The sequence below is a fragment of the Sutterella sp. genome (assembly GCF_030539355.1).
Classification (GTDB): domain Bacteria; phylum Pseudomonadota; class Gammaproteobacteria; order Burkholderiales; family Burkholderiaceae_F; genus Sutterella.
The window spans coordinates 46,458-69,893 of sequence record NZ_JAUNSF010000003.1; the positions used below are offsets into that span (position 1 = coordinate 46,458).

Annotated in this window: 18 protein-coding genes; 6 read left to right on the forward strand and 12 right to left on the reverse strand. The window is 66.3% G+C overall.

Annotation, left to right across the window (positions count from 1 at the left end):
* Positions 1-23: 23 nt before the first annotated feature.
* Positions 24-860: a fumarate reductase cytochrome b subunit gene (locus Q4F91_RS01335; protein ID WP_303333965.1), complete on the forward strand. Its 837-nt coding sequence runs from the start codon at positions 24-26 to the stop codon at positions 858-860.
* A gap of 211 nt (positions 861-1,071) precedes the next feature.
* Here the strand turns inward: Q4F91_RS01335 and Q4F91_RS01340 are convergent, their stop codons facing one another.
* The 3 genes from Q4F91_RS01340 to Q4F91_RS01350 are packed head-to-tail and all read right to left on the reverse strand — an operon-like array spanning position 1,072 to position 6,577.
* Positions 1,072-2,859 carry a M24B family metallopeptidase gene (locus tag Q4F91_RS01340; RefSeq protein ID WP_303333966.1) on the reverse strand — a complete coding sequence of 596 codons (1,788 nt, stop codon included), beginning with the start codon at positions 2,857-2,859 and terminating at the stop codon, positions 1,072-1,074.
* 54 nt (positions 2,860-2,913) lie between these two features.
* The gene (locus tag Q4F91_RS01345; protein ID WP_303333967.1) at positions 2,914-3,264 is read right to left on the reverse strand and encodes a hypothetical protein; all 351 of its coding nucleotides are present in this window, start codon (positions 3,262-3,264) and stop codon (positions 2,914-2,916) included.
* A 40-nt stretch (positions 3,265-3,304) separates the two neighbouring features.
* Positions 3,305-6,577 carry a DEAD/DEAH box helicase gene (locus Q4F91_RS01350; protein ID WP_368660965.1) on the reverse strand — a complete coding sequence of 1,091 codons (3,273 nt, stop codon included), beginning with the start codon at positions 6,575-6,577 and terminating at the stop codon, positions 3,305-3,307.
* 711 nt (positions 6,578-7,288) lie between these two features.
* On the opposite strand from Q4F91_RS01350, the gene Q4F91_RS01355 reads away from it, so the two are divergent.
* The gene (locus Q4F91_RS01355) at positions 7,289-7,618 is read left to right on the forward strand and encodes an FKBP-type peptidyl-prolyl cis-trans isomerase (protein WP_303333969.1); all 330 of its coding nucleotides are present in this window, start codon (positions 7,289-7,291) and stop codon (positions 7,616-7,618) included.
* Here Q4F91_RS01355 and Q4F91_RS01360 read toward each other — a convergent pair.
* The 8 genes from Q4F91_RS01360 to Q4F91_RS01395 all read right to left on the reverse strand — a co-directional run bounded on the left by Q4F91_RS01360 (position 7,612) and on the right by Q4F91_RS01395 (position 14,470).
* Positions 7,612-8,244, reverse strand: a complete 633-nt coding sequence (locus Q4F91_RS01360; RefSeq protein WP_303333970.1) for a nucleoside triphosphate pyrophosphatase — start codon at positions 8,242-8,244, stop codon at positions 7,612-7,614. The two genes, Q4F91_RS01355 and Q4F91_RS01360, sit on opposite strands and share 7 nt — an antisense overlap.
* Positions 8,245-8,267: 23 nt before the next feature.
* Positions 8,268-8,738 carry a 23S rRNA (pseudouridine(1915)-N(3))-methyltransferase RlmH gene (gene rlmH / locus Q4F91_RS01365; protein ID WP_303333971.1) on the reverse strand — a complete coding sequence of 157 codons (471 nt, stop codon included), beginning with the start codon at positions 8,736-8,738 and terminating at the stop codon, positions 8,268-8,270.
* Positions 8,739-9,140, reverse strand: a complete 402-nt coding sequence (gene rsfS / locus Q4F91_RS01370; protein ID WP_303333972.1) for a ribosome silencing factor — start codon at positions 9,138-9,140, stop codon at positions 8,739-8,741. It abuts the gene before it with no gap.
* A 116-nt stretch (positions 9,141-9,256) separates the two neighbouring features.
* Complete coding sequence (gene nadD, locus Q4F91_RS01375; RefSeq protein ID WP_303333973.1) at positions 9,257-9,916, reverse strand: nicotinate (nicotinamide) nucleotide adenylyltransferase; 660 nt, start codon at positions 9,914-9,916, stop codon at positions 9,257-9,259.
* An 8-nt stretch (positions 9,917-9,924) separates the two neighbouring features.
* Entirely contained in the window at positions 9,925-10,557 is a 633-nt protein-coding gene (locus Q4F91_RS01380) for a hypothetical protein (RefSeq protein WP_303333974.1), read from the reverse strand.
* 115 nt (positions 10,558-10,672) lie between these two features.
* Positions 10,673-11,959: a phosphoribosylamine--glycine ligase gene (gene purD / locus Q4F91_RS01385; RefSeq protein WP_303333975.1), complete on the reverse strand. Its 1,287-nt coding sequence runs from the start codon at positions 11,957-11,959 to the stop codon at positions 10,673-10,675.
* Between the two features lie 200 nt (positions 11,960-12,159).
* On the reverse strand, positions 12,160-12,900 hold the full coding sequence (locus Q4F91_RS01390; RefSeq protein ID WP_303333976.1) for a YebC/PmpR family DNA-binding transcriptional regulator: 741 nt from the start codon (positions 12,898-12,900) through the stop codon (positions 12,160-12,162).
* Positions 12,901-13,186: 286 nt separating this feature from the next.
* Positions 13,187-14,470 (reverse strand): amidohydrolase, encoded by a 1,284-nt coding sequence (locus Q4F91_RS01395; RefSeq protein ID WP_303333977.1) that lies wholly within the window; start codon positions 14,468-14,470, stop codon positions 13,187-13,189.
* Positions 14,471-14,840: 370 nt separating this feature from the next.
* On the opposite strand from Q4F91_RS01395, the gene Q4F91_RS01400 reads away from it, so the two are divergent.
* Both Q4F91_RS01400 and Q4F91_RS01405 read left to right on the forward strand, forming a co-directional pair.
* Positions 14,841-16,118 (forward strand): hydantoinase/carbamoylase family amidase, encoded by a 1,278-nt coding sequence (locus Q4F91_RS01400; RefSeq protein WP_303333978.1) that lies wholly within the window; start codon positions 14,841-14,843, stop codon positions 16,116-16,118.
* 72 nt (positions 16,119-16,190) lie between these two features.
* Positions 16,191-16,901, forward strand: coding sequence for a LuxR C-terminal-related transcriptional regulator (locus Q4F91_RS01405; protein WP_303333979.1), 711 nt, complete (start codon positions 16,191-16,193; stop codon positions 16,899-16,901).
* A gap of 343 nt (positions 16,902-17,244) precedes the next feature.
* Here Q4F91_RS01405 and Q4F91_RS01410 read toward each other — a convergent pair whose 3' ends face one another.
* A complete protein-coding gene (locus Q4F91_RS01410) occupies positions 17,245-18,594 on the reverse strand; it encodes an anaerobic C4-dicarboxylate transporter (protein ID WP_303333980.1) in 1,350 nt (449 codons plus the stop codon).
* Between the two features lie 555 nt (positions 18,595-19,149).
* On the opposite strand from Q4F91_RS01410, the gene Q4F91_RS01415 reads away from it, so the two are divergent.
* Both Q4F91_RS01415 and Q4F91_RS01420 read left to right on the forward strand, forming a co-directional pair.
* Positions 19,150-20,247 carry an efflux RND transporter periplasmic adaptor subunit gene (locus Q4F91_RS01415; protein WP_303333981.1) on the forward strand — a complete coding sequence of 366 codons (1,098 nt, stop codon included), beginning with the start codon at positions 19,150-19,152 and terminating at the stop codon, positions 20,245-20,247.
* Positions 20,248-20,261: 14 nt separating this feature from the next.
* Complete coding sequence (locus Q4F91_RS01420) at positions 20,262-23,405, forward strand: efflux RND transporter permease subunit (RefSeq protein WP_303333982.1); 3,144 nt, start codon at positions 20,262-20,264, stop codon at positions 23,403-23,405.
* Positions 23,406-23,436 lie beyond the last annotated feature (31 nt).

The window sequence follows — 23,436 nt, forward strand, 5'->3', positions numbered from 1 at the left end:
TCTTCCCTTAGGACAAGACTCAAATGTCGACCCCTGATTCCATCAAGTACAGCCACACGCCTTCCGCCACGGACAACGTCTGGGGCGTCGGCCTCAAGGATGCCAAGCGCCAGAGCAAGTGCACCGCCCGTCTCGACGTGGCGCAGTCCGTCACCGGCCTCATCCTCGGCCTCTTCCTCTTCTGCCACATGGCCTTCACGGGTTCCGTGAACATCAGCAAGGAGCTCTTCGCGAACCTCATCGCCACCTCCGGCGGCGTCGGCATCTTCGGTTCCGACCAGCCCTGGATGCACGTCGTGTTCGTCGGCTTCATCACGCTCTGCGTGATCATCCACATGTTCTGCGCGCTCCGTCGCTTCCCGACCTCCTACAAGAAGCTCCATGACATCCGCGCCCACGTCAAGCTCCTCCATCACGAGGACACGACCCTCTGGTGGGTTCAGTTCGTCACGGCCTTCTGCCTCTTCTTCCTCGTGTTCCCGCACGTGATCAGCATGCTCACGAACCCGCACGGGTTTGATCCGAACCTGATCGGCGTCCACACCTATCACAACGGCCTGCTCTACACGTTCATCTTCCTCGTGTGCACCGAGCTCCACGGCATGATCGGTCTGTATCGCCTCGCCGTTAAGTGGGACATCTTCGCGAAGAACCCCGAGACGAAGATCATGGACCAGCGAGCCGGTTCCGACCGCACTGGCTTCCGCAAGGCCATGCTCGTCGTCGCCTTCCTCATGATCGTCGGCGGCTCCATCACGATGTGGACCAACTACACGATCGGTGCCGAGCAGGTTGCCAACAACGCCGAGGCCACCCGCTTCGTGATGCCGGAAGGCGCTTCCTGGTACAGCGCCAAGTAAGAACTTCGTCGTTCTCCTTTCGCTCCACCGGTGCGGAGCCCTCTCGAAGGGCTCCCGAACGCCGGAGGGAACGAGGCGATGGAGAGAAAAGCTCCCGAATGCTTCCGCGAAGGTTCGGGAGCTTTTCTTTTAACCCAACTCCAAACGAGATTTCGCCCGGTACGCTTGTCGCGCCCGGGCGTTTTTTTCGCTTTCGAATTTTGTCCGTGGATCAGTCCCTGGAGACGGGCTTCACGGCCCGCTCGAGCCAGCGTCGGCAGCGCTCGGAGACGAGGGGCAGCAGCCGCTCGAGGCGCTCATCGTTGAAGCGGTTGAGTTGGTCGGCGAGCGCGCCGAAGGGCTCCTCGAGCGCACGCGTGTCGATCGGCATCATCGTGAGCGCACGGAACTTGAGAAACTCGCCGAACTCCGTGGTCTCCGCCTTCTCGCAGACCATCAGGTTCTCCACGCGCACGCCCCAGGCGCCGGGCCGGTAGAGCCCGGGTTCGTCGGAGACGACGTTCCCGGCGGCGAGCGGAGTCTTCGTCGCCATGGGCGAGATCCTCACCGGATCCTCGTGCACGTTGAGCACATAGCCCACGCCGTGGCCCGTGCCGTGGCCGTAGTCACGCCCCTCGGCCCAGAGATCCATGCGGGCGACCGCGTCGATCTGGCTCCCGGTGTAGCCCTTCGGGAAGCGCAGGCCGAGGAGCCTCAGCATGCCGCGGGTGACGAGCGTCACGTCATGCTTCATCTCCGCCGAGGGCGTGCCGACGGGGGTCATGCGGGTGATGTCGGTCGTGCCGCAGGTGAACTGCGCGCCCGAGTCGATGAGAAGCAGCCCGTCGCCCTCGATCACCGCGCCGCCCTCCGCGGGCGGCGTGTAGTGCGGGAGCGCCGCGTTGGGGCCGAAGGCCGCGATCGTCGTGAAGCTCTCGTCGAAGAACTCCGGATCCTTCGCGCGGGAGGCGTGAAGCATCCGGGCGGCGTCGGCCTCGGTGAGCTTCTCGCCCGCCGAGAGGCGCTCGTCGAGCTCCGCGTAGAACTCCGCGAGCGCGACCGCGTCGCGGATCATCGCCTCGTCAATCGCCTCGAGCTCGCCCGCGCTCTTCACGGCCTTCAGTGTGAAGACCGGGGAGACGGCCTCGACCCGCGAGGCCGGGGGAACGAGCTTCGCGAGCGCTGCGTTCGTGTGCTCGGGGTCGAGCAGGATCCTGCGGCCGTGCTCGATGGCGAGGCCCACCGTCTCGGCGAGCTTCTCGGGCGGGAGCACCATCACGCCGTCAGCGGCGAGGCGCTCCGTCACCGCAGCGCCCACGCGCCGCGTGTCGATGAAGAGCGCAGCGCGGTCCGGGCCCACGAGGAGCGTCGAGAGGAAGACGGGGTTGCAGGGCACGTCGGCGCCCCTCAGGCCCGTGAGCCAGGCAATGTCGTCGAGCGAATTGAGGAGCGCCGCGTCGGCCTTCTCGCGGCCGAGTTCCTCGCGGACGGCCGCGAGCTTCTCCGCGCGGCTCCTGCCCGGGCGCTTCATCTCCGCCACAGGACTCGCCGGCATCGCCGGACGGTCCGGCCAGAAGGCGGCGATGTCCGGGGATTCCGTGCGGAGCCTCAGGCCGTTCAGCATGAGCGTCGACTCGAGGAGCCGCCCGTCGGCGAGCGAGATGAACTCGGCGTTCACGCCAACGATGCCGCCGGGGGAAGCATGGGCGGCGAGCCATTCGGTCGCGGCCGCGGAGGCGCGGCCCGTGAGGCGGACGAGCTCGATGCCGTCGATCAGCTGCTTCTCCGCCTGCACCCAGTAGCGGCTGTCCGTGAGAAGCGCCGCCGCATCGGGCGTCACGAGAAGCGTGCCCGCGCTTCCGGTGAAGCCCGAGAGGGCCTCGCGGATCTTCCAGTGCGCGGGAACATATTCGGAAAGATGCGGGTCCGAGGTGGGCACAATGACCGCCGCGAGACCGAGACGCGCCATCTCGGCGCGGAAAAGCTGCAGGCGATCGCCCGCACTGAGTGTCTGAGGCATGACGTTTCCTTCGCTGTCAGGCCGTGGGGATCCGCCCGGAGGGCGGCAGAGCCGTCAGAAGAGCTTGCGGATCATCACGGTGACGGGAAAGCCCACGTGCTTCTCGCTCTCCACGTCGCCGCCGATGTCGAGGCTGACGACGCGCCAGCCGGCGTCACGCAGCTCGTCGAGCGTCGCGGACACGCCGAGATCGGCGCAGGCGAAGGGCGTCTCCTTCACGCGCGAGAGCACCGTGACGGGACGCTCCGTCGTGCAGGTCGTCTCGGAGTGATAGGGCGCGTCGAGGAGCGGATCGCGTGCGGCGGCGCCCGAGGCGCCGGAGCCCGATCCCGGCGCGGCGCAGCCCGCGAGGAGCGCGGCCGCGGCCGTGGATGCAAGTGCCGCACGAGTGAGGAAGCTGTTCATGAGTTGTTCCCGTGAATAAAGCTCTCTGATTCTACGGTCCTCATTCGCCGGCGGGCTTCTTCGGAGGCCTGAAGCCGCCCGACTTTTTCTGCCCGTTACGATTCTGGCCGTGGAAGCTGCCGCCCTTGTTCTTCTGACGGTTGAACTTCTTCCTCTGGCCGCCCTCCTTCATGCCGGGCATGCCGCCCGCCGTGGCGCCGGTGAGATAGCTCGGGCGCGGGGCGTCGCCGGGCATCGTCTGCGCGAAGGAGAGCGTCTGCGGACGGTCGGCGCCGTAGGCGTCGGTCTGCTGCCAGGGCATCGCCGGGCGCTTCTGCTGCTTGGGCTGATAGTGGATGGAGTTGCCGAAGTTGTCGTCAGGGAGGTCATCCCAGTCGCGCGGAGCCGCGGACTGCGGCTGCTGATCCGGACCGGCGGGCCTGCGGTCGCGCTTCTTCTGGAAGGGCTTGCGGTCGCGGCGCTGCTGGTTCTTCTTTCTCGCGGGCTTCTGGCCCTCCGGCTTTCCGGCGTCCTTCTGGCCCTGGGGCGCGCCCTCTCCTGAGGAGACGGGGGCCGCGTTCGTTACGGGCGGCTGGGGAGCCGCCTGGGGAACAGCGGGAGCCGCGGAAACTGCAGGAACGGACGCGGGGGCGGCGACGGGTGCCGTCTCGGGAGCCGCCGCCTGAGCGGAGACATCCTTCGCCTCGGCGGGCTTGCCGTCCTGAGCGCGCGGCTTCTTCCCGCGCTTCTGCCAGTCCTTCGACTTGCGCTTCTGATTGTTGTTCCAGTTGTCGCGGCGCTTCTTGTGCTGGCCGTTCGGGCGCTGCTCCTGACCGGGCAGGCCGGCCGCGTCCGTCACGCTCGGCACGGTGAGCGCCTCGCTCATGCCGAGCGACTCTCCGCCCGCTCCGATTCTGGGCGGTTCCTCGAGATTGCGGCGCTTCGGCTGACGGCGCTGCTGCTGCCCGCCCTGCTGCTGACGGTTCTTCTGGTACTTCGCGTTCTTCTGATTCTTCTGGTTCTTCTGGGCATTCTGCGAGGGCTTCTTCTTTTTCTGCCCGGACTTCTCGCCCGGGAGACGGCCGCCCGGATTGGCGGCGAGAATGCCCTCGAGCTCCGGCTGCGCCTGGTTTTTCTTCTTCGGGCGCTTCATCGTGCCGCGGCGGCCGACCATCTGATGCGTGAGATGCTCGCTGCCCCGCGCCTCGCGGCGCATGCGGGCCTGAGCGGCACGCAGCTCGACCGTGTTGGAGCTGAGCGGCTCGGTGATCGTCACCGAGGGAGCGTCCTCCTCGCGGGGCACGTAGCCCGAGCGGATCGTGAGCGTGCGGCGCTTCGGCGCCTCCTCGACGATCTCATCGGACTCATCCTCTTCGTCGGGCTCTTCCTCAAAGTCATTCTCGTATTCATCCGACGCCCCAACGGATTCGTCGTCCTCGGTCTCGTACGCCTCGTCCTCATCGGATTCTTCGTCGTAGTCGCCGGCGTCCTCCGAGTCCTCACCGGACTCGTACTCGTCCGCGTCTTCCTCATCCTCCGAGTCGTAATCCTCTTCCGAATCCTCCTCGGACTCGTCGTAACCGGATTCCTCGTCGAACGCCTCCTCGGAAGCGTCCTCGGACTCCTCAGCGGGCGATTCGTCCGGAACCTCTCCGGGGCCTGCGGACACCTCCGTGGCCTCCTCAGCCCGGGTCTCCGGAGCGGGTTCCTCTGCCGGGGCATCAGGCACGGCGGTCTCTGCGGAATCCTCCTCAGCGGCGACAGGTTCGGAGACCTGCGCAGCCTCCGCCGCAGGTTCGTTCACGACCGCGGCAGGCTCCTCGGGGACGACGATGAAGATGTCGTCCGTTCCCGGAACCGTTTCCTCTGCGGCCTGAACGGGCACGTCGACCGGATTCTCCGGAGCGGGAGCCGCGGCATCCGCGGCGGCGGCGCGCTTTCTCGGCCGGCCGGGGTAGGCCTTCGCAATCCTGAAGGCCGTCCGGCGGGGCCGTCCGAGCTTCGACGCCTTCTTCTCGGCGGGTTCGGGAGTCTCCGGGACAAGGCCGGCGAGGCTGATGAGCGAGAGCATCTCGGGCGACAGCCCGGAGTCGTCCTGCTCCGCCCGGGCCCTCGCCCAGGCGTCCTGCTCCTTCTCGCGCGCGCGAAGCTCGTCGATTGTCTCGAGCTCGGCGGGATCGATGTCGTGCGGCTTGTTCTCCGGGTTGTTGTAGAGCTTCCAGCGGTCGTGCCCGAGCTGGGTCTTGAGCGACAGGTATCCGTCGACCTGCTCATAAGCGAAGTAGACCGTGATGCGGCCGCCCCGGCAGCGCTCCTTCGAGGGCTCAAAGTCCGCGAGCGCGGCGAGGTCCTCAAGGATCTCCGCACTCTGCGGCGGCGTCACGACGAACACCGCGTCAAAGAAGCCCTGGGGAAACAGTCCGCGGGCCACCTCGTGGAAGACGGCGCAGCGGCAGCCGGTGTTCCTGAAGCGCGCCTTCGCGGCGACCTCCGTCAGATCACCGGTGAAGACCTGCGCGACGATGCCGCGCTTCAGCATCTCGTCGCAGAAGCGGTCGGCACGCTTGCGGTCGCAGACGATGGCGAACCTCGCCTTCGGCGGGAGCGCCGCAACGGCGCTGAAGAGCCGGCCGGTCTTCTGGAACTTGCTGCCGAGCTCGAACCGCTCGAGAACCCGGGGCGGCCGGTGCGCCGCACCGATGCGGACGAACTCAAGGCCGGGGAAATGCTCCTTCACAACCGCCTCAAGCGCCTCGGACCATTCGTCCGAGAGCATCGATACGTTCCGGCGGACCGCCTCGGGGAACTGCGAGAGGAACTTCAGGAGGTACTCGCGGGAGTCCGGGTCGACGATGAGCTCCCCGGCCTCGCAGATCCAGATCTGCTCGATAGCGGAGAGATCGAGGCCGAGCTCCACGGCCTTCTCGATGAACGCGGCGGGGCCGGCGACCAGGTCGACGCCATGGATGATCCTGCGGCGCCGGGCGTAATCCTGCCCCATTCCCGCGGCGAATGCCTTGAGCGGCGAGCGGCCGGCGAACTTCCGGAACTTCTCCTCGATTGCGCAGCCCTTCTCCACCGTGGAGGTGAGGACGAGCACGGAGGGCGCGCGGCCCGTCTCCGGTTTTCCGTCCCCGGCGGCTGCCTCGAGCCGCGCGCGGATGGCAATGAGCATCGCCAGGATCTTGCCGCTGCCGCCGTGCGCGCAGGTGAGCGTGGTCCGGCCCGTCATGGCGCTCCGGAGGATCGCCGCCTGGGCAGGCAGCAGGTCCCTGAGCTTCAGAGCCTCAAGCAGTCTGATGACTGCTGCTGAAAATGATGCGGTTGAATACACGAGTTGAAGCCTGTATGACTGTCAAATGTCCTCAGTCCCGTCCCGCGCGCCCGTGCGCTTTCAACATGCGGCACGGCGCGCCCTTCTTCCCTCGGGCGGAATTCGGACTCCGGCCGCGCTGAACGCACGCAAGCGCGCTTCACCGCGGACGGATCGGAAATCTGGATCGAAATATGCATTCCCGTGCGTTTCCCGCAGGGGAACTTCAGGGGCGGGCGCCCGGTCCCCCGCGGGGATGCGCTGCGGCCCTGACAGGGGAACGGATTCCCCCGGTGATGCTGGTATGACTCGCTGTGGACCGGTGTCGGGATCCCTCGGATCCCGGAGCGCAGCGGATGCGCCTGAAGCTTTCCATGAGGCTTTCGCCTCCAGCCTTCCCTTCTTGCGTCGCCCTGAAGTTACATCAGGCGGGGCGGGAACGATCCTCCCGGAGCTCCCTCTTTCCTTGATCGGCAACGGCGGTTTCGAGATGCGCCCGCGAAGATTTTTCCGGGCGGCTCGGACGGGGACGGCCCGGCCATCGAGTGATTGGGATTCTATCAAAGGAGGGCGGCGGTGAGCCCCGGAAATGACACTCACTGCAACACAATTCAAACGCAGCGGAGCCTCTGCCTCTGAAAAGCTATGATTCGTCCGTCGGATGAAGCCCGGGAAACGGCATCATCCCATCCTTTCCGAACTTTTTCTTCATCACCATAAGGAACTCGAGCCATGGCGCTTCAGGAACTCATCATCGAGGACATCGTTGAGGGCGAAGGCCCCGCCGTCAAAGCCGGCGACAACATCAGCGTCCACTACACGGGCAAGTTCGAGGACGGCACCGTCTTCGACTCGAGCATCGGCGGCGACCCGATCCAGTTCCCCTGCGGACGCGGCTACGTCATCCCGGGCTGGGACCAGGGCCTGATCGGCCTCAAGGTGGGCGGCAAGCGCCGTCTCTCCATCCCCTACCGCCTTGCCTACGGCGAGGCCGGCTATCCGGGCGCCATTCCGCCCAAGGCCGACCTCTACTTTGACGTCGAGCTCGTCCGCATCTACTGACCGAGCACGGGCGCCGGGGCGCCGTACGCTGCGAGAAGCTCCGCGGTCTCGCAGACCGGCAGCCCCATGATCGCCGTGTAGCTTCCCGTGATCGAACTCACGAAGAGGCCGGCGATCCCCTGGATGCCGTATCCGCCCGCCTTGTCCCAGGGCTCGTCCGTGGCGACATAGGAGGCGATCTCCTCATCCGTGAGCGCCTTCATGCGGACCTTCGAGAGGACGACCGCCGTGCGGTAGTCGTCCTTCGAGCGCCCGACCGCGACCGCGGTGCGCACGCTGTGCTCGCGGCCCGCCATGGCACGCAGGAAGGCCGTCGCCTCCGCGGCGTCGCGGGGCTTGCCGAGAATCCTCCCGTCGAGGCTCACCACCGTGTCGGCGGCCACCACCGGCGCGCCGGGCACGGGCGAATCAAGCTCGTCACGGGCGGCAATGCCGTCCATCAGCTTCGTCACGGCCGTGCGCAGCACGTACGCCTCGGGCGTCTCGTCGGGCATCTCCTCTTCGTCGCCCGCGAACCAGCCGCGGGGTTCCGTCGGGTCGGAGAGCACCTCCACCCGCCAGCCGTAGGCCGAGAGCAGCTCCCGGCGGCGCGGGCTCTTGCTTGCGAGATAGATCGTCGCTGTCATGCGGCTCTCCTCCATCTGATCAGTCAGGCGCGGTGATAGGGATGACCGGCCGAAATGGACCATGCGCGGTAGATCTGCTCGGTGAGGAGCACGCGCGCGAGGGCATGCGGCAGCGTCATCGCCGAGAGGCGCATCGTCGCGCGGGCGAGTCCCTTCACCTCGGGCGAGAGCCCGTCCGGGCCGCCGATCACGAAGACGAGCCGGTCGGCCTCGCTCATCCAGCCGGCGAGCGACTTCGCGAACTCCGTCGTCGTGAGATCCCTGCCGTGCTCGTCGAGCACGATGACGAAGTCGCCCGGGGCGATCTCCGCCTGAATCCGCTCGCCCTCGAGCGCCATGAGCTTCGCGGGCGTCATGCCGCCCGCGCGGGGCTCGGTGCGGATTTCCTTCAACTCAACGCGCCACGTGCGCGGGAAACGCGCAAGGTACCCGCGCACGGCGTCCTGCGCCCAGTCGGAGATGTGCTGACCGACGGCGAGTATCCGGATGCGCATTTATTCCGCGCCCTCGGGGGCGTGCGAGCGGTGCGGCATGAGCTTCGAGGCGCACTCGGCCTGGGCGGCCATGAAGACCTCCTTGCCGCCCCAGATCTCCTCGAGGTTGTAGTAGTCGCGGACGTTGGGCTGCAGCGCGTGAACGACGACGCTGCCGAGGTCCACGAGAACCCACTCGCCCGTGTCCTCGCCTTCCATGCCGAGGACGTCGCCGCCGGCCTGCTTGACGGCCTGCGAGACCGAGAAAGCAAGCGCGCGGGTCTGACGGCCCGACGTGCCCGAGGCGATGATCACGCGCTCGAACTGATCGGTGAGGGCCTCGGTGTTGAAGATCTTGATGTCCTTGGCCTTGACGTCCTCAAGGGCGCGGACGGCGGTTTCGACGAGTTCGTTGAGTTCCATGTCTGTCTGATGATTGAGTGATTTGTCCGCCACGGTGGAGAAGCTGACCGGCACGGCTGCCGGGCACGGCTTTTCCGGAGCGGAGCGTTGAAGAAAAAGATTGTTCCGAACGGCTTTCAGCGGGCGCCGTAGAGCCCGTGGGCGCGGATGTAGCCCGCGACCTCGATCGGGAGCCACCCGTCGAGCGCCTGCATGGCGCGCGCATAGGGGAGCGTGCGCATCGCGCGGCGGATCGCCGTGGCGCTCGCGCCGTGCGGCGCCATGTCAAAGACCGCGATGCGCCCGAAGGCCGACTCCGTGAGCTTTTCGGCAGTCGTCATCCGGTCCGCGGACCAGAGGGAAACCTCCTGGACAGCCTCAAGCGGCTCGCCCGCGCGGCGGCAGACCGCGAGATCCGCGTGATCCGCGAGCGAGCGCCAGTTTCTCCACGTGTGGAGATTGCGCCACTGGTCGCCGCCGAGGATCAGCACGAGCGGGATGGAGGGGCCGAGCCTGCGGCGCAGTGCCCGGAGCGTCTCCACCGTGTAGGTGGCGCCGAACCGCATCAGTTCGATGGGTTCCACGCGAAAACCCGGCATTTTAGCGATTGCGAGCTCAAGCATGGCGAGCCGCACGTGGGCCGGGCTCACGAGATCCTTCTGCCAGGGGTTGCCGGCGGGCAGGAAGTCCACGCGCGCGAGGCCGAGCGCATCCCGGGCCGCCCGCGCGAGCGCGAGGTGGCCGGAGTGAACCGGGTCGAAGGTGCCGCCGAGAAGTCCGATGCCGCGGGGAATCATACGGGTCCTCAGGGGTTCTTCACGAGCGAGGCGAAGGCCCGGACGGCCCTGCCCTTCTCAAAGCGCACGCCGAGCCAGTTGAGCTCGAGCTCCTGCAGGCCGCGCGCGTTCTTGAGGAACCGCTGACTGAACCAGAACTTCCAGCCGGAGCCCTCCGAGTACGAGGGCGCTCCGATCAGGTCCGTCACGTCCTTCTCGGTCATGCCGAGGCCGATTTTCCCGAGGCGGACCGGAAGATCCGTCATCGCGAGCCTCGCGCAGGAGCGCGGGACCTCGGCGCCGTCGGCGACCCACTCGACCTGCGCCTCGGTGAGCGCCTCCGAGCCCGTCGCGATGAGCCAGACAATGAGCTCGCGGCCGCCCTCGGTGCCGGTGAGGCACGTGTAGTCGCGGGCGAAGACGCCGCTTCCCTCCCGCAGAAGCGCCAGATGGCGGCGGTGAGCGGCCTCGCCGAGCGCGGCCTCGCCGAGCTCGAGGCGCTCGCGGCCGATCTGCACGAAGCCGCCCGCGGGCGCGCCGAGCGTCGCGGGGGCGTCAAGCAGGGCTGACGGGTAGCCGAAGGGCTCCGAATGGAGCCCTTCAGGAGCGGCGCACACGGCGAGCGGCGCCGCGGCGGCGAGTGCGAGGAAAAGTTTCTTCATCTGGCCTCTGGCCCGCCTCCCGGGCGGGTCTCTTTCAGGGAAGGTTCCGACAGTACTCTCAACATTAGCACCGCTCGGAGCCTCTCCGCCCGGGAAACTTTGTCAAGATGAAGCGTCAGTCGCGGATCGCACGCCAGCCGATGTCACTGCGCATCTGCATGCCGTCGAACTTCACGCCGCGGGCGAGCGCGTAGGCGGTCGTCTGCGCCTCGCGGAGCGTGTTGCCGAGGCCCACCGCGCAGAGCACGCGGCCGCCGGAGACCGTCGTGCGGCCCTCCTGGTCGAGCTTCGTGCCGGCGTGGAAGATGCGGGCGTCGGCGGAGTTCTCGGGCATCGCCTCGAAGACGGCGCCCTTCTCGGGATGCTCCGGATAGCCGCGGGCGGCGACGACGACGCCGAGCGCGCTGCGGCTGTCCCATTCGATCTTCGCCTCATCGAGGCGGCCGGCGATGGCGGCCTCGACGGTGTCGGCGAAGTTCGAGCGGATGCGCATCATGATCGGCTGCGTCTCCGGGTCGCCCATGCGGCAGTTGAACTCGAGCGTGCGCACGTCGGCCGAGCCGTCGGCGCGGCGGCTGATCATCAGGCCCGCGTAGAGGAAGCCCGTGTAGCGGACGCCTTCCTTAGCCATGCCCTCGACGGTCGGGCGGATGATCTCGCGCATCACCTGGTCGTGGATCTCGGGGGTGACGACGGGAGCGGGCGAGTAGGCGCCCATGCCGCCCGTGTTCGGGCCCTTGTCGGCGTCGAGCAGACGCTTGTGGTCCTGGCTCGTCGCGAGCGGGAGGATGTGCTCGCCGTCGACCATGACGATGAAGCTCGCTTCCTCGCCGGCGAGGAAGTCCTCGATCACGACGCGGGCGCCGGCCTGGCCGAACTGATGGCCCTCGAGCATCGAGTCGATGGCGTCGGTGGCCTCCTTGAGGGTCATCGCGACGACGACGCCCTTGCCGGCGGCGAGGCCGTCGGCCTTGATGACGATCGGGGCGCCCTTCTTCTCGACGTAGGCGCGCGCGGCGGCCGGGTCGGTGAAGGTCTCGTAGTCGGCGGTGGGGATGCCGTGGCGCTTCATGAAGGCCTTGGCGAAGTCCTTCGAGCTCTCAAGCTGAGCGGCGGCCTTCTCCGGGCCGAAGATGCCGAGACCCGCGGCGCGGAAGTCATCGACCACGCCCGCGGCGAGCGGCGCCTCGGGGCCGACCACCGTGAAGGCGATGCCTTCCTTCTTCACAAACTCGATGAGGTCCGCGTGCGCGGAAAGCGGAAGGTTCTCCAGCTTTTCCGTGGCCGCGGTGCCCGCGTTGCCCGGGGCGACGTAGACCTTCTCGATGTCCGCGCCCTGCGCGAGACGCCAGGCGAGCGCATGTTCACGACCGCCGCTGCCGATGACCAGAAGCTTCTTCACGAGATTTCTCCTTCTTGAAAGAGGCCCGAAACCAAAAAGTGTGTTTCAACCCCGGACCGTCCGGGATATGCAGTTTTTACGGTTAAAGAACGGCCGGACGCGCGTCATGCGGCCCGGCCGTCGGCAATGCTTCACTCAGGGCTCAGCGGGACGCTCAGCCTTGACGAACGGGCGGAGGACCGCCCTTGCCCGGAAGTGCATCATTCCTCGGGCAGATCGTATTCAGCGGAGGTGTAGACCTGCTGAACGTCGTCGAGTTCCTCGAGCGCGTCGATGAGGCGCTGCATCTTGGCGGCGTCATCGCCCTCAAGGTGCGTCTCGTTGAGCGGCTTCCAGGTGATCTCGGCCACCTCGGGCTGCAGGCCCGCGGCCTCAAAGGCCTTCGAGACGGCGTCGAACATCTCGGGGGCGCAGGTGACCTCGATCGAGCCGTCATCCGGGTCGGAGATCACGTCGTCGGCGCCGGCCTCAAGGGCGACTTCCATCGCCTGGTCCTCGGTCACGACGCCGGGGGCGAAGTAGAAGTCACCGATGTGCTTGAACTGGAAGGAGACGGAGCCCTCGGTGCCGAGGTTGCCGCCGTTCTTCGAGAGGAGGTGGCGGACATCGGCGACCGTGCGGACGCGGTTGTCCGTCGTGCAGTCGATGATGAGCGCGGCGCCGCCGATGCCGTAGCCTTCGTAGCGGACTTCCTCGTAGGAGACGCCCTCGAGCTGGCCCGTGCCCTTCAGGATGGCGTTCTGGATCGTGTCCTTGGGCACATTGCCCGCGCGCGCCTTGATGAGGGCGAGACGCAGACGGGAGTTCGACTCCGGCTCACCGCCGCCCATGCGCGCGGCAACGATGATCTCGCGCACGAGCTTCGTCCACAGATTGGAGCGCTTGGCATCCTGACGGCCCTTGCGGTGCTGAATATTGGCCCACTTGGAATGACCCGACATGTTGAAAAAACCTCTTGTCGATTGAATTGGTGTGCCGCGAGGGGCCCCGTGACCGTTTTAATGGGACGCGTGAGGCCTGCCGCCGGCTGCCGTGCGTGCTGCAGCGGCGTTCTGTTGTATCTGTTCCTGGGTCCCTGCCCCTCACTGTCCGAGTGCAGAGGAGGAGACGCCCGCGGCTCCGCATGAGGCGGTGCCGCGGGGAAAGGGGAGATTTTAGTTCAAGGCCGCGGCTTTTTCAGCAATTTCTCCCGCACTTCCGTGCGGAAGACGCGGCCTTTCGCCCCTCTTACTTGGCGAGCAGGATCTCGACGGCGTTCGCCCAGACCTCGAGACCGGCGTCGAGCGCCTTCTCGTCGATGTCAAAGCGCGCGGTGTGGTGGCCGGACGGACGGTCGGCGCCGATCACGAAGAACGCGGCTTTGCCGCCGTGCGCCTGCACGCGGCGGGCGAGGATCGTGGCGTCCTCGGAACCGCCGAAGTTCATCGCATCGTCGCGCACCTTCATGCCCGCGACGCGGTTGCCCGCCTCGGTGAGGACCTTCACGAGCTCCTCGTCGTTGGTGAGGTCAACGGCCTCGCCCATCTTCTCGATCGAGTACTCGCAGCCCTGCGCGAGCGCGCAGCCCTTGATGATCTGCACGGCGGAGTCGCGCATGTAGTCGTTGATCTCGCCCGTTTCGCCGCGGACCTCCATCTTCATCAGGGCGCTCGACGGAATGACGTTGCGGCCTTCGCCGGCGGTGAGCTGGCCGATGTTGATGCGGGTCATGCCCGAGCCGTGGCGGGCGATGCCGAGGAGCTGCACGACGGCGTTGCAGGCCGCGGCCATGGCGTTGCGGCCGGCGTTGGGCTCGACGCCCGCGTGGGCCGGACGGCCCTTGAAGGTCACGTCAAGCTTCGTGGTGCAGAGGAACCCGTAGGGCTTCACGGAGATCTCGCCCGAGCGGCACATCATCGCGATGTGCGCGCCGAGGAAGAAGTCGGCGTCGTCGACGATGCCGGAGGCGGCCATGCCGGCCGCGCCGCGCACGCCCTCCTCAGCGGGCTGGAAGAGGATCTTCACGCGGCCCTTGAGCTCGTCCTTGTGGTCGGCGATCCAGTGCGCGAGCGCGAGACCCGTGGAGGTGTGGGCGTCGTGGCCGCAGGCGTGCATCAGACCCGGGCACTTCGAGATGAAGCCCTCCTTGGCGGGGATGTGATCGGCCTCGGTCGACTCGGTGACCGGAACACAGTCGATGTCGAAGCGGCAGGCGAGCGTGGGGCCGGGGCGGCCCGTGTCGATCACGCCGACGCAGCCCGTGTAGCCGCCCATCTCGGCGAGGAGCTCCTCGGAGACGCCGTTGGCGCGGGCGCGCTCGATGCCGGCCGCGACGACCTTCTCGCTGCGGCCGAGGCAGTTCTCGGGATTGACGACCTTGGTGCCGAGGAGCACTTCGTAGCCGTACTCGCGGAGCTTGCCGACGATGAAGGCGGTGGTGGTGAATTCGCTCCAGCCTTCCTCAGGCATGGTGTGAAGATGGCGGCGGATGCTGATCAGCTGGTCATGATAGGCAGCTGCGCTGATGCTCATTTGGGTCTTTCCTCAGTGGGTGGTTCGCGGAAGTTGTTCTGTTGGTCCGGTCGTCCGCAGGGTCTCCGCGAAACGCGTCGCGGACGGTGTCGGCGTAATTATCCCGCGACTCGGCCGGACGGGGTAGTTCCTCGCGTTTACCCCTACCTATTCTCAACGACCCACCCTCGAAGCGGCGTATCCCCTGCGCAACCGGTCATGTTGATCCGGATCCCCTGATTTACAGGCACTCTTTCCTTATGTTTCGTCAAATGTACGCCTTCTCTTTTCACTGACCCCCTCTTTTAGTCGTATTTCGTTGGTAGTATTTTTTACCATGGACTGTCTCCCTGGCCCACCACTCCCTCACACCTCGCGCCGCACTCTCATCATGTCTCTGATTAACAAGGAAAGCTCCGACAAGGAGTTCGCCCGGACCCTTTTTGACCACATCCGCGGGATGTCCGCCGACACGGCGGGCGTCACCCGACAGGGCTACGGCGAGATGGAAACGCGCACGCTCGAGTACCTTGAGGGGTTCGGCCGAGAGCTCGATCTCGAAATCGAGCATGACGCCGCGGGAAACGTCTGGATGACGCTCCCCGGCCGTGACCGCACGCTGCCCGCCTTCGTCGCCGGCAGCCACGCCGACAGCGTTCCGCAGGGCGGCAACTTCGACGGCCTCGCCGGCATCGTCGCGGCGCTTGTCGCGGCGCGCCGCGCCCGTCTCTCCGGCTGGCAGCCCGAGCGCGACTACCGCGTCCTGATGCTGCGCTGCGAGGAGAGCTCGTTCTTCGGCAAGGCCTACGTCGGTTCGCTCGGCATGATGGGGCGCCTCAAGGAGAGCGACCTCGCTCTGAAGCACCGCACCACGGGCGCCACGCTCGCCGAGTGCATCGCTTCCTGCGGCGTCGACCCGAAGCGCCTCACCACGGGCGAGCCCGTCATTGACCCGAAGAAAATCGCCGCCTTCCTCGAGCTCCACATCGAGCAGGGCCCGATGCTCACGAGCCAGAAGGAGGCCCGCACGGGCATCGTCACCGGCATCCGCGGCAACATCCGCCACAAGGAAGTGAAGGTTCACGGCGAGACGGCGCACTCGGGCGCCCTCAACAAGGAATACCGCCACGACGCGGTGATGGCCGCGGCGCGCCTCATCACCCGCATGGACGACCGCTGGGACGCCCACCTCGCCGCCGGCGACGACCTCGTCTTCACGATCGGCGTGATCAGGACCTCCGCCACCGCGGCGATCTCCGTCATCCCCGGTCTCGTCTCCTTCACCGTCGACATGCGCAGCCTCTCGGCCGACACCTGCCGCGCCTTCCACGAGGAGCTCCTCGCCGAGGCGAAGGCCCTCGAGGCCGAGCGCGGCGTGCGCTTCGAATTCGATGCGCCGCTTCTCACGGCGCCCGCACACGTCAACGAGGAACTCGCCCAAAAGCTTGAGGCGAGCGCGAAGCGCGCCGGCATCCCGGTCATGCGCCTTGCCTCCGGCGCCGGCCATGACTCGGCCACGCTCTCGAACTGCGGCATCCCCGTCGCCATGATCTTCGTCGCCAACCAGAACGGCTCCCACAACCCGCACGAGGCGATGGAGCTCGACGACTTCATGACGGGCGCGGATCTCCTCTGGCACACCCTTCAGGATTTTGATCAGGCTGCCTGATGCATGTCTCCCGCTCCCGGGGCAGCCTCACCACCCTCAGACAGCACACCCATTAGAAAGACAACGAAAAAAATGGACAAACGGAAATTCAGCGTGGTCATCGTCGATGACTGTCCGCTCTACAGAAAAGGAATCGCCGACGTACTCACCGCCTCGGCCTACTTCCAGGTGCTCGGGCTCACCGGCGATGAGAAGACCGCGCTCTCTCTCATCAGCCTCAAGCCCGACATCGTCATCATCGACCTCGATGCGAAGGAGTTCAGCCCGCTCAACCTCCTGCGCGAGGTCAAGTACAGGCTGCCGACGTGCCGCGCCGTCATGATGATGTCCTCGGCCAACAACTCGAACAACCTCATGCAGGCGATCCGCCTCGATGCGAACGGGTACCTGCTGCGCAACATCCCCATTGACGAGTTCCTCGAGCAGATCGAGATCGTCTCCCAGGGCGGCATGGCCGCCTCCGAGAAGATCACCTCCGCGCTCGCCGAGCATCTGCGCTCGGGCACCATCGAGGACGTCGACAACAACATCACGCAGCTTCTCACGAAGCGCGAGTTCGAAGTGCTCTGCTGCGTCGCGGCCGGCCTCTCCAACTCCGAGATCGCCACGTTCCTCGACATCACGGACGGCACGGTGAAGGTGCACGTGAAGCATCTCCTCAAGAAGCTCAAGTTCCGCTCGCGCGTCGAGGCCGCGGTCTGGGCCGCCGGGCATGACTACCGCATTCCCGACGAGAAGCTCGAGAAGCTCGGGCTCGTGTCCTCGAATCCGCGCCGCAGCTGATCCGTCTCAGCACGCGCCGCCTCCTTCAGAGCGCCGTCCGGGGTTCATCCCCGGGCGGCGTTTTCGTGTCCCCCTGCGCAGAGCCGGAGCCTCGCTCACTTGACTGGTCATGAGACAGCCGGGGCCTGTCCGTGAATACAAAAACGCCGTCCTGCGGGCTCGAAGTTCCGCAGGACGGCGTTCCTGTCTGATGCACGGCGTTCTTCCGCCGCAGGTGAGAAACGGGGACCTTCTTTTGGAAGATCCCCGTTTAGTTTCTCCGACTCGCTGCCGGTGCTCAGCCGAGAGGCCCTCGCACCGGCGGCGGCTCGCATCCAAGCGTCCTCACATGTATGTCTGTGTCTTAGATGTAGCCGTAGAGCGAACCAAGCACCCAACCCATGGCGGTGGCGGTGAGAACACCGATCAGGCCCGGGAGAATGAAGGAGTGGTTGATCACGAAGCGGCCGATGTGGGTCGTACCGGAGCGGTCAAACTGCAGGGCAGCCAGATCGGACGGGTAGGTCGGCAGGATGTAGTAGCCATAGCAAGCCGACGAGAAGGCGACCACGAGGCCCGGAGGCGTACCGACCTGCAGGGCGACCGGGACGATCGTCGCAACGGCGGCGGCCTGGGAGTTCACGAGCTTCGAGACGAGGAGCAGCACGAGAGCGTAGGTCCAGGGGGCTTCCTTCACGAGGTCAACGAGGATGACCTTGAGGTCGGCGAGGTGGGCCATGAACATCGTGTCAGCCATCCAGGCAACACCGTACACCGCAACGATGGCGACGCAGCCGGCGTGGAAGACCGAGCCCTTGGAGATGGCCGAGGCGCGGACGCCGCAGAAGATAACCATCAGGGCGCCAGCCGTCAGCATGGACATCTGGATGAGCTGGGTCATGCCGAGGGCCTTCTTGCCGACCATCGGGCGGAGCTCAGGCATGGAGCCGAGAGCAGCGACGAAGGCGATCGTGGCGAGGAAGATCCAGAGGGAGGCCCAGGCGGTCTTCGGGAAGACCTTGCCGATGAGGGTGGTGCTCTCACCGTAGACGTACTTCTTCTGTTCCGGATCGGAGATCAGCTTCTGGAAGTCCGGATCCTTGTCGAGATCCTTGCCGCGGAAGGACGAGAAGGTCGCTTCAGCGAACAGACCGACGATGGCGGCCGGGATCACGATCGAGAACAGCTGGACGAAGCCGAAGGGCTTGCCGCCGACTTCATAGCCATCGAGAAGGGCGATCATCGAGACCGCGGCCACGGCGGCCGGCGAGCAGATAACGCCCATCTGGGAAGCGATCGTCGAAGCAGCCATCGGGCGCTCCGGACGGATGTTGTTCTTGATGGCAACGTCGTAAATAATCGGGAGCATCGTGTAAACGACGTGACCCGTACCGCAGAGAACCGTCAGGAACCAGCAGAGGTACGGAGCGACGTACACGACGGCGCGGGGGTGCTTGCGCAGAAGCTTCTCAGCGATCTGCAGCAGGCAGTCAAGGCCGCCGGCGGTCTGGAGGGACGCCGAGCCGCAAACCACGGCCAGAATCGTCAGGATGACGTCGACCGGCGGCTTGCCCATGGGAACATGGAAGCCGAAGACAAGAATCATCAGGCCAATACCGCCGATCAGGCCAAGCGCCATGCCGCCCTTGCGAGCGCCATAGAACAAGCAGATCAGGATGATGACCAGCTGTAACCAAAAATCATATCCGAGCATGTCTTTTCTCTCTTTGGAGTGAGGACGCCGCAATTATCTACGGATCCTCTCAGAAAGGGGTAGAAAAGTGCCTTACTTTTGACTAAGTACAAAAATTTACAAGTCCGTCCGCCCGAGTTTACATTTCGCCTCCTTCCGACCTACTTCGGAGGTACTTGTTTTTACTGAAATTACTACCATAGGGGGAAGGGGAGCCCTCCTTCGTAACTACTTTTCTCTAAGGGTAAACGCTCACTCACTTTCCGGGGCTTCACCCCCTTCTGTTACGTTCCCGACGGCCTTTCCGCCGGAGCAACAGGCCAAAAGTCCGGAAGAATTACTCTTTCGGAGATACGGGTTAACCCCTACAATCGCTTCATTTCCCCTCTGCGAGAGTCCTTCCGCTACGTCTAAAGGCCTATCCCCGGGGGACTACAGAGCAAGGATTCGTAAACTCTCTGCCTGCGCTAAGTTACCTCTTCTAACATTGGACGCTGGCGCACTTCGTGCCAACTGCAGAATGCAGAAGCCCCTGCCCGGACCCGGGGTTCGTTCACCCTCTCCATTCCTCACAACATGACCCACCTGACACTTCCCGCGCTCCTCACCGCCGCGGCCGTTCTCGTCCTGAGCGGCTGCACCGAGGAGAAAACGGCGCCGGCGCCCCGAGCCCCGCTCGCCGTCAGCTCAATCGTGGTCAAGGCCGCCGATGAGGCTCACTGGCTCGAGACGCTCGGCCAGGCGGAGTCCGGCGCAGGCATCAACGTCATCCCCGAGGCGAGCGGCCGCATTCTTGCGGTGCGCTACGCGGAGGGCGACCTCGTGAAGGCGGGCGACGTGCTCTTCGAGATCGACCCCTCGACGCTCAGGGCCCAGCTCGAGGCCGCCGAGGCCACCCGCAGACAGAGCGAGGACGAGTTCGCCCAGGCGGACCGCGAGTGGAAGCGTCAGCGCAACCTATTTAATTCAGGCGCAGGCAGCCGCAAGGATCTCGACGACGCCGCGAGCGACCGCACGCAGAAGCGCGCCGCGCTCGCCCAGGCGAAGGCCGCGGAGGCCGAGGCCCGAATCAGCCTCGGTCACTGCGAGGTGAAGGCTCCCGTCGCGGGCTATGTCTCCCGCGCGCTCTTCAACCCGGGCACGGTCGTGGTGAGCCAGAGCTCGGTGCTCGCGACGATCACCCAGAACGATGACATCCGCGTGGTCTTCGCGCCCTCCGACCGCGATCTCGCGGGCGCGGAGCTCACGAAGGAGACCCGTGTGCGGGCCTTCCGCTCCTCGGGCGAGGAGATCCCCGCCGAGATTGACTACGTCGCCCAGACCTACTCCTCCTCGAACGGCACCCGCACGGTCCGCGTGAAGGTTCCCGCCGAGGCCGGGATCCTGCCGGGCGAGTTCCTGCGCATCCGCTACATGACGGCCGTGGACCGCAACGCCTGGCGCGTGCCGCAGCGCGCCGTGCAGCAGCTCCCGGACGGCACCTATTCTGTATATGTGGCCAAGGACGGCAAGGCCGTCGCGAAAGCCGTCGAGGTCGGCCTCTGGGAAGGCGCCGACTGGGTCATCCGCTCCGGACTTGAGGACGGCGACCGCGTGATCACCAGTCACCTGATTCGCCTCCACAACGGCTCGGCCGTCACCACGGAAGACGCTCCCGCCGGCAAGGCGAACTGAGATAGGGGCCCGACATGCTCAGCCAGTTCTGCATCCGTCGCCCGATCTTCGCGACGGTGCTCTCCCTGATCATCATCCTCGCGGGTCTCGTGGCGATGCGCGTGCTCCCGCTCTCCCAGTACCCCAACATCACGCCTCCCTCGGTCCGCGTCTCGGCGACCTATGACGGCGCCGACAGCGAGACGATCGCCCGCACTGTCGCTCAGCCGATCGAGGACCAGCTCTCCGGCATCGAGGGTCTGCTCTACTACACGACGAGCATCCGAAGCAACGGCGTGATGGCGATCATCTGCGTCTTCGAGGTCGGCACCGACCCGAACGACGCGATGCTCGAGATCAACAACCGCGTCCGCACGGCCGAGCGCCGGCTGCCCTCCACCGTCCGCGATCAGGGCGTCACGGTGCGCAAGCGCAGCGAGGACGAGCTGATGATGGTCGCGCTCTACTCGCCCGACCAGTCGATGCCCGCCACCGAGATGGCCGACTATGCGACCCTCAACATCGTCGATGAACTCAAGCGCATCCCCGGCATCGGCGACGTGAACGTCTTCGGCAACGTCGAGAGCGCCATGCGCATCTGGCTCGACCCCGAGCGCATGACCAAGCTCGGCGTCACCGTGAGCGACGTCGAGAACGCGATCGAGTCACAGAACAAGCAGCGCGCCGTGGGCGCCGTCGGCACCTCTCCCGCGCTTGACACGCAGCAGCTCTACTACCGCATGAAGACCAAGGGCCAGCTTCTCACTCCCGAGGAGTTCGGCTCGATCATCGTCAAGGACGACTCCGCCACGGGCCTCATCCGCCTGCGCGACATCGCCCGCACCGAGGTGGGCAAACGCAGCTACGAGTTCCGCGTCGACATGAACGGCCAGCCGGGCGTCAACATCGGCGTCTACCTGCAGACGGGCGCGAACTCCATGGCCGCGGCGACCGCCGTGAAGGCGCGCCTCGAGGAACTCCGCGCCGAGTTCCCGCAGGGCAAGATGGACTACATCATCACCAATGACACGACAGTCTTCGTGGGCGCGTCCCTGAACGAGGTCTACCACACGCTCGGCGAGGCGGGCCTGCTCGTGCTCATCGTCGTCTTCGTCTTCCTGCAGAGCTGGCGCGCGACCATCATTCCAATGCTCGCCGTCCCGGTGTCGCTCATCGGCACCATGGCCGGCCTCTGGCTCTTCGGCTTCTCGCTCAACACGCTCACGCTCTTCGCGATGACGCTCTCGATCGGCATCGTGGTCGATGACGCGATCGTGGTGCTCGAGAACATCGAGCGCCTGATGCGCACCGAACACCTCTCGCCCTTCAACGCCGCCATCAAGGCGATGAACGAGGTCTCGGGCGCCCTCGTGGCCATCGTGCTCGTGCTCTCCGCGGTCTTCATCCCGGTCGCGTTCCTCGGCGGCATCGCGGGCGAGCTCTACCGGCAGTTCGCCGTGACGGTCGCGACCTCGGTCGCGATCTCGGGCTTCGTCGCGCTCACGCTCACCCCGGCGCTCTGCGCGATCATCCTCAAGCCCCACGAGAAGGAGCCGGCCGCCCCCTTCCGCTGGTTCAACAAGGGACTCGCGAGCTTCACCGTCCTCTTCCTGCAGGTCGTGAAGTTCGCGCTCCGGCACCGCTTGCTCTCGGCCACGCTCCTCGCCCTCACCTGCGTCGGCTGCTGGCAGATGCTGCGCATCACGCCGACCTCCTTCATCCCGCGCGAGGACCAGGGCATCGTTCGCATGGCGATGCAGCTGACCGAAGGCACGGCCTTCCCGCGCACCGAGGAGGCTGGCGCCGAGATGCTGAAGCGCATCAAGGCCCTTCCCGGCATGAACAACGTCGTCACCATGATGGGCTATGACACCCTGACGGGCGACGTCCGCGCGAACTCCGCCACCTACATCATGCAGCTCGCCCACTGGGACGAGCGCACGATGAGCGCCCAGGACTACCAGCAGACGCTGCTCAAGTGGCTCCGCGAAAGCCCTGACCTGCGCGGCACCGCGGTGCTACCCGCCCCGATCCCGGGCCTCGGCAGCTCGAACGGCTTCTCGGGCTACATCACCGCCCACGGCTCGGACAACCCGCTCGTGCTTCAGGAAGTGACCGACGCGTTCCTCGAGGAACTCGGCAAGCGTCCGGAGATCACGGGCCTCAGGAGCTCGCACAACGCCGACAGCCCGCAGCTGCAGGTTATCGTTGACCGCGACCGCGCCTACGCCCTCGGCGTGGACGTCGCCGACATCTACGACACCATCTCGGCGATGATGGGCAGCAACTACGTCAACGACTTCACGCGCAACGGCAAGACCTACCGCGTCGTGATGCAGGCGGACGCGCAGTTCCGCGCGCTCCCCTCTGACATCGGCCGCGCGAGCGTGCGGTCCTCCTCGGGCGAGATGATCCCGCTCTCGACGCTCGTCACCACGGAGCGCGTCTCGGGTGCACAGTCGCTCGGCCGCATGAACGGCTACCTCGGCGCGGCCATCATGGGCGCGGCCGCCCAGGGCGTGAGCTCGGGCGAGGCGATCGCGATCGTCGAGGAGACGGCCCGCGAGTTCCTGCCGCCCGGCTACCAGGTCGAGTGGACGGGCCAGGCCTTCCACGAGAAGCGCATCGGCGCCTCCTCGACGACGGCCTTCGCCTTCGGCATCCTCGTGATGTTCCTCATCCTTGCCGCGCTCTACGAGCGCTGGTCGCTCCCGGTGGCCGTCGTGCTCGCCGTTCCGTACGCCTTCCTCGGCGCCATCGTCGCCGTGTATCTGCGCGGCACGGGCAACGACATCTACTTCCAGATCGGTCTGCTCGTGCTCATCGGTCTCACGGCGAAGAACGCCATTCTGATCGTCGAGTTCGCGGCGATGAAGATGGAGGAGGGCATGGGCCCCTTCGAGGCCGCCATTGAAGCGGCGGGCCTGCGCTTCCGCCCGATCCTGATGACCTCGCTCGCCTTCGTGCTCGGCGTCTCGCCGATGCTCGCCGCCACGGGCGCGGGCGCCGCGGCCCGCCACTCGATGGGCACGGGCGTCTTCGGCGGCATGCTCGCCGCGACCTTCATCTCGACGATCTTCGTTCCGGTCTTCTTCACCTGGTTCGCCCGCCGCCGCAAACGGCGCGACGAGGAGGAGACCCCGAAGCCCGTCGAGGCCGAACCCGCGGCGAAGGCCTGACGCCCCGCCTGGAAGGGGAGCCCGCCCGGGC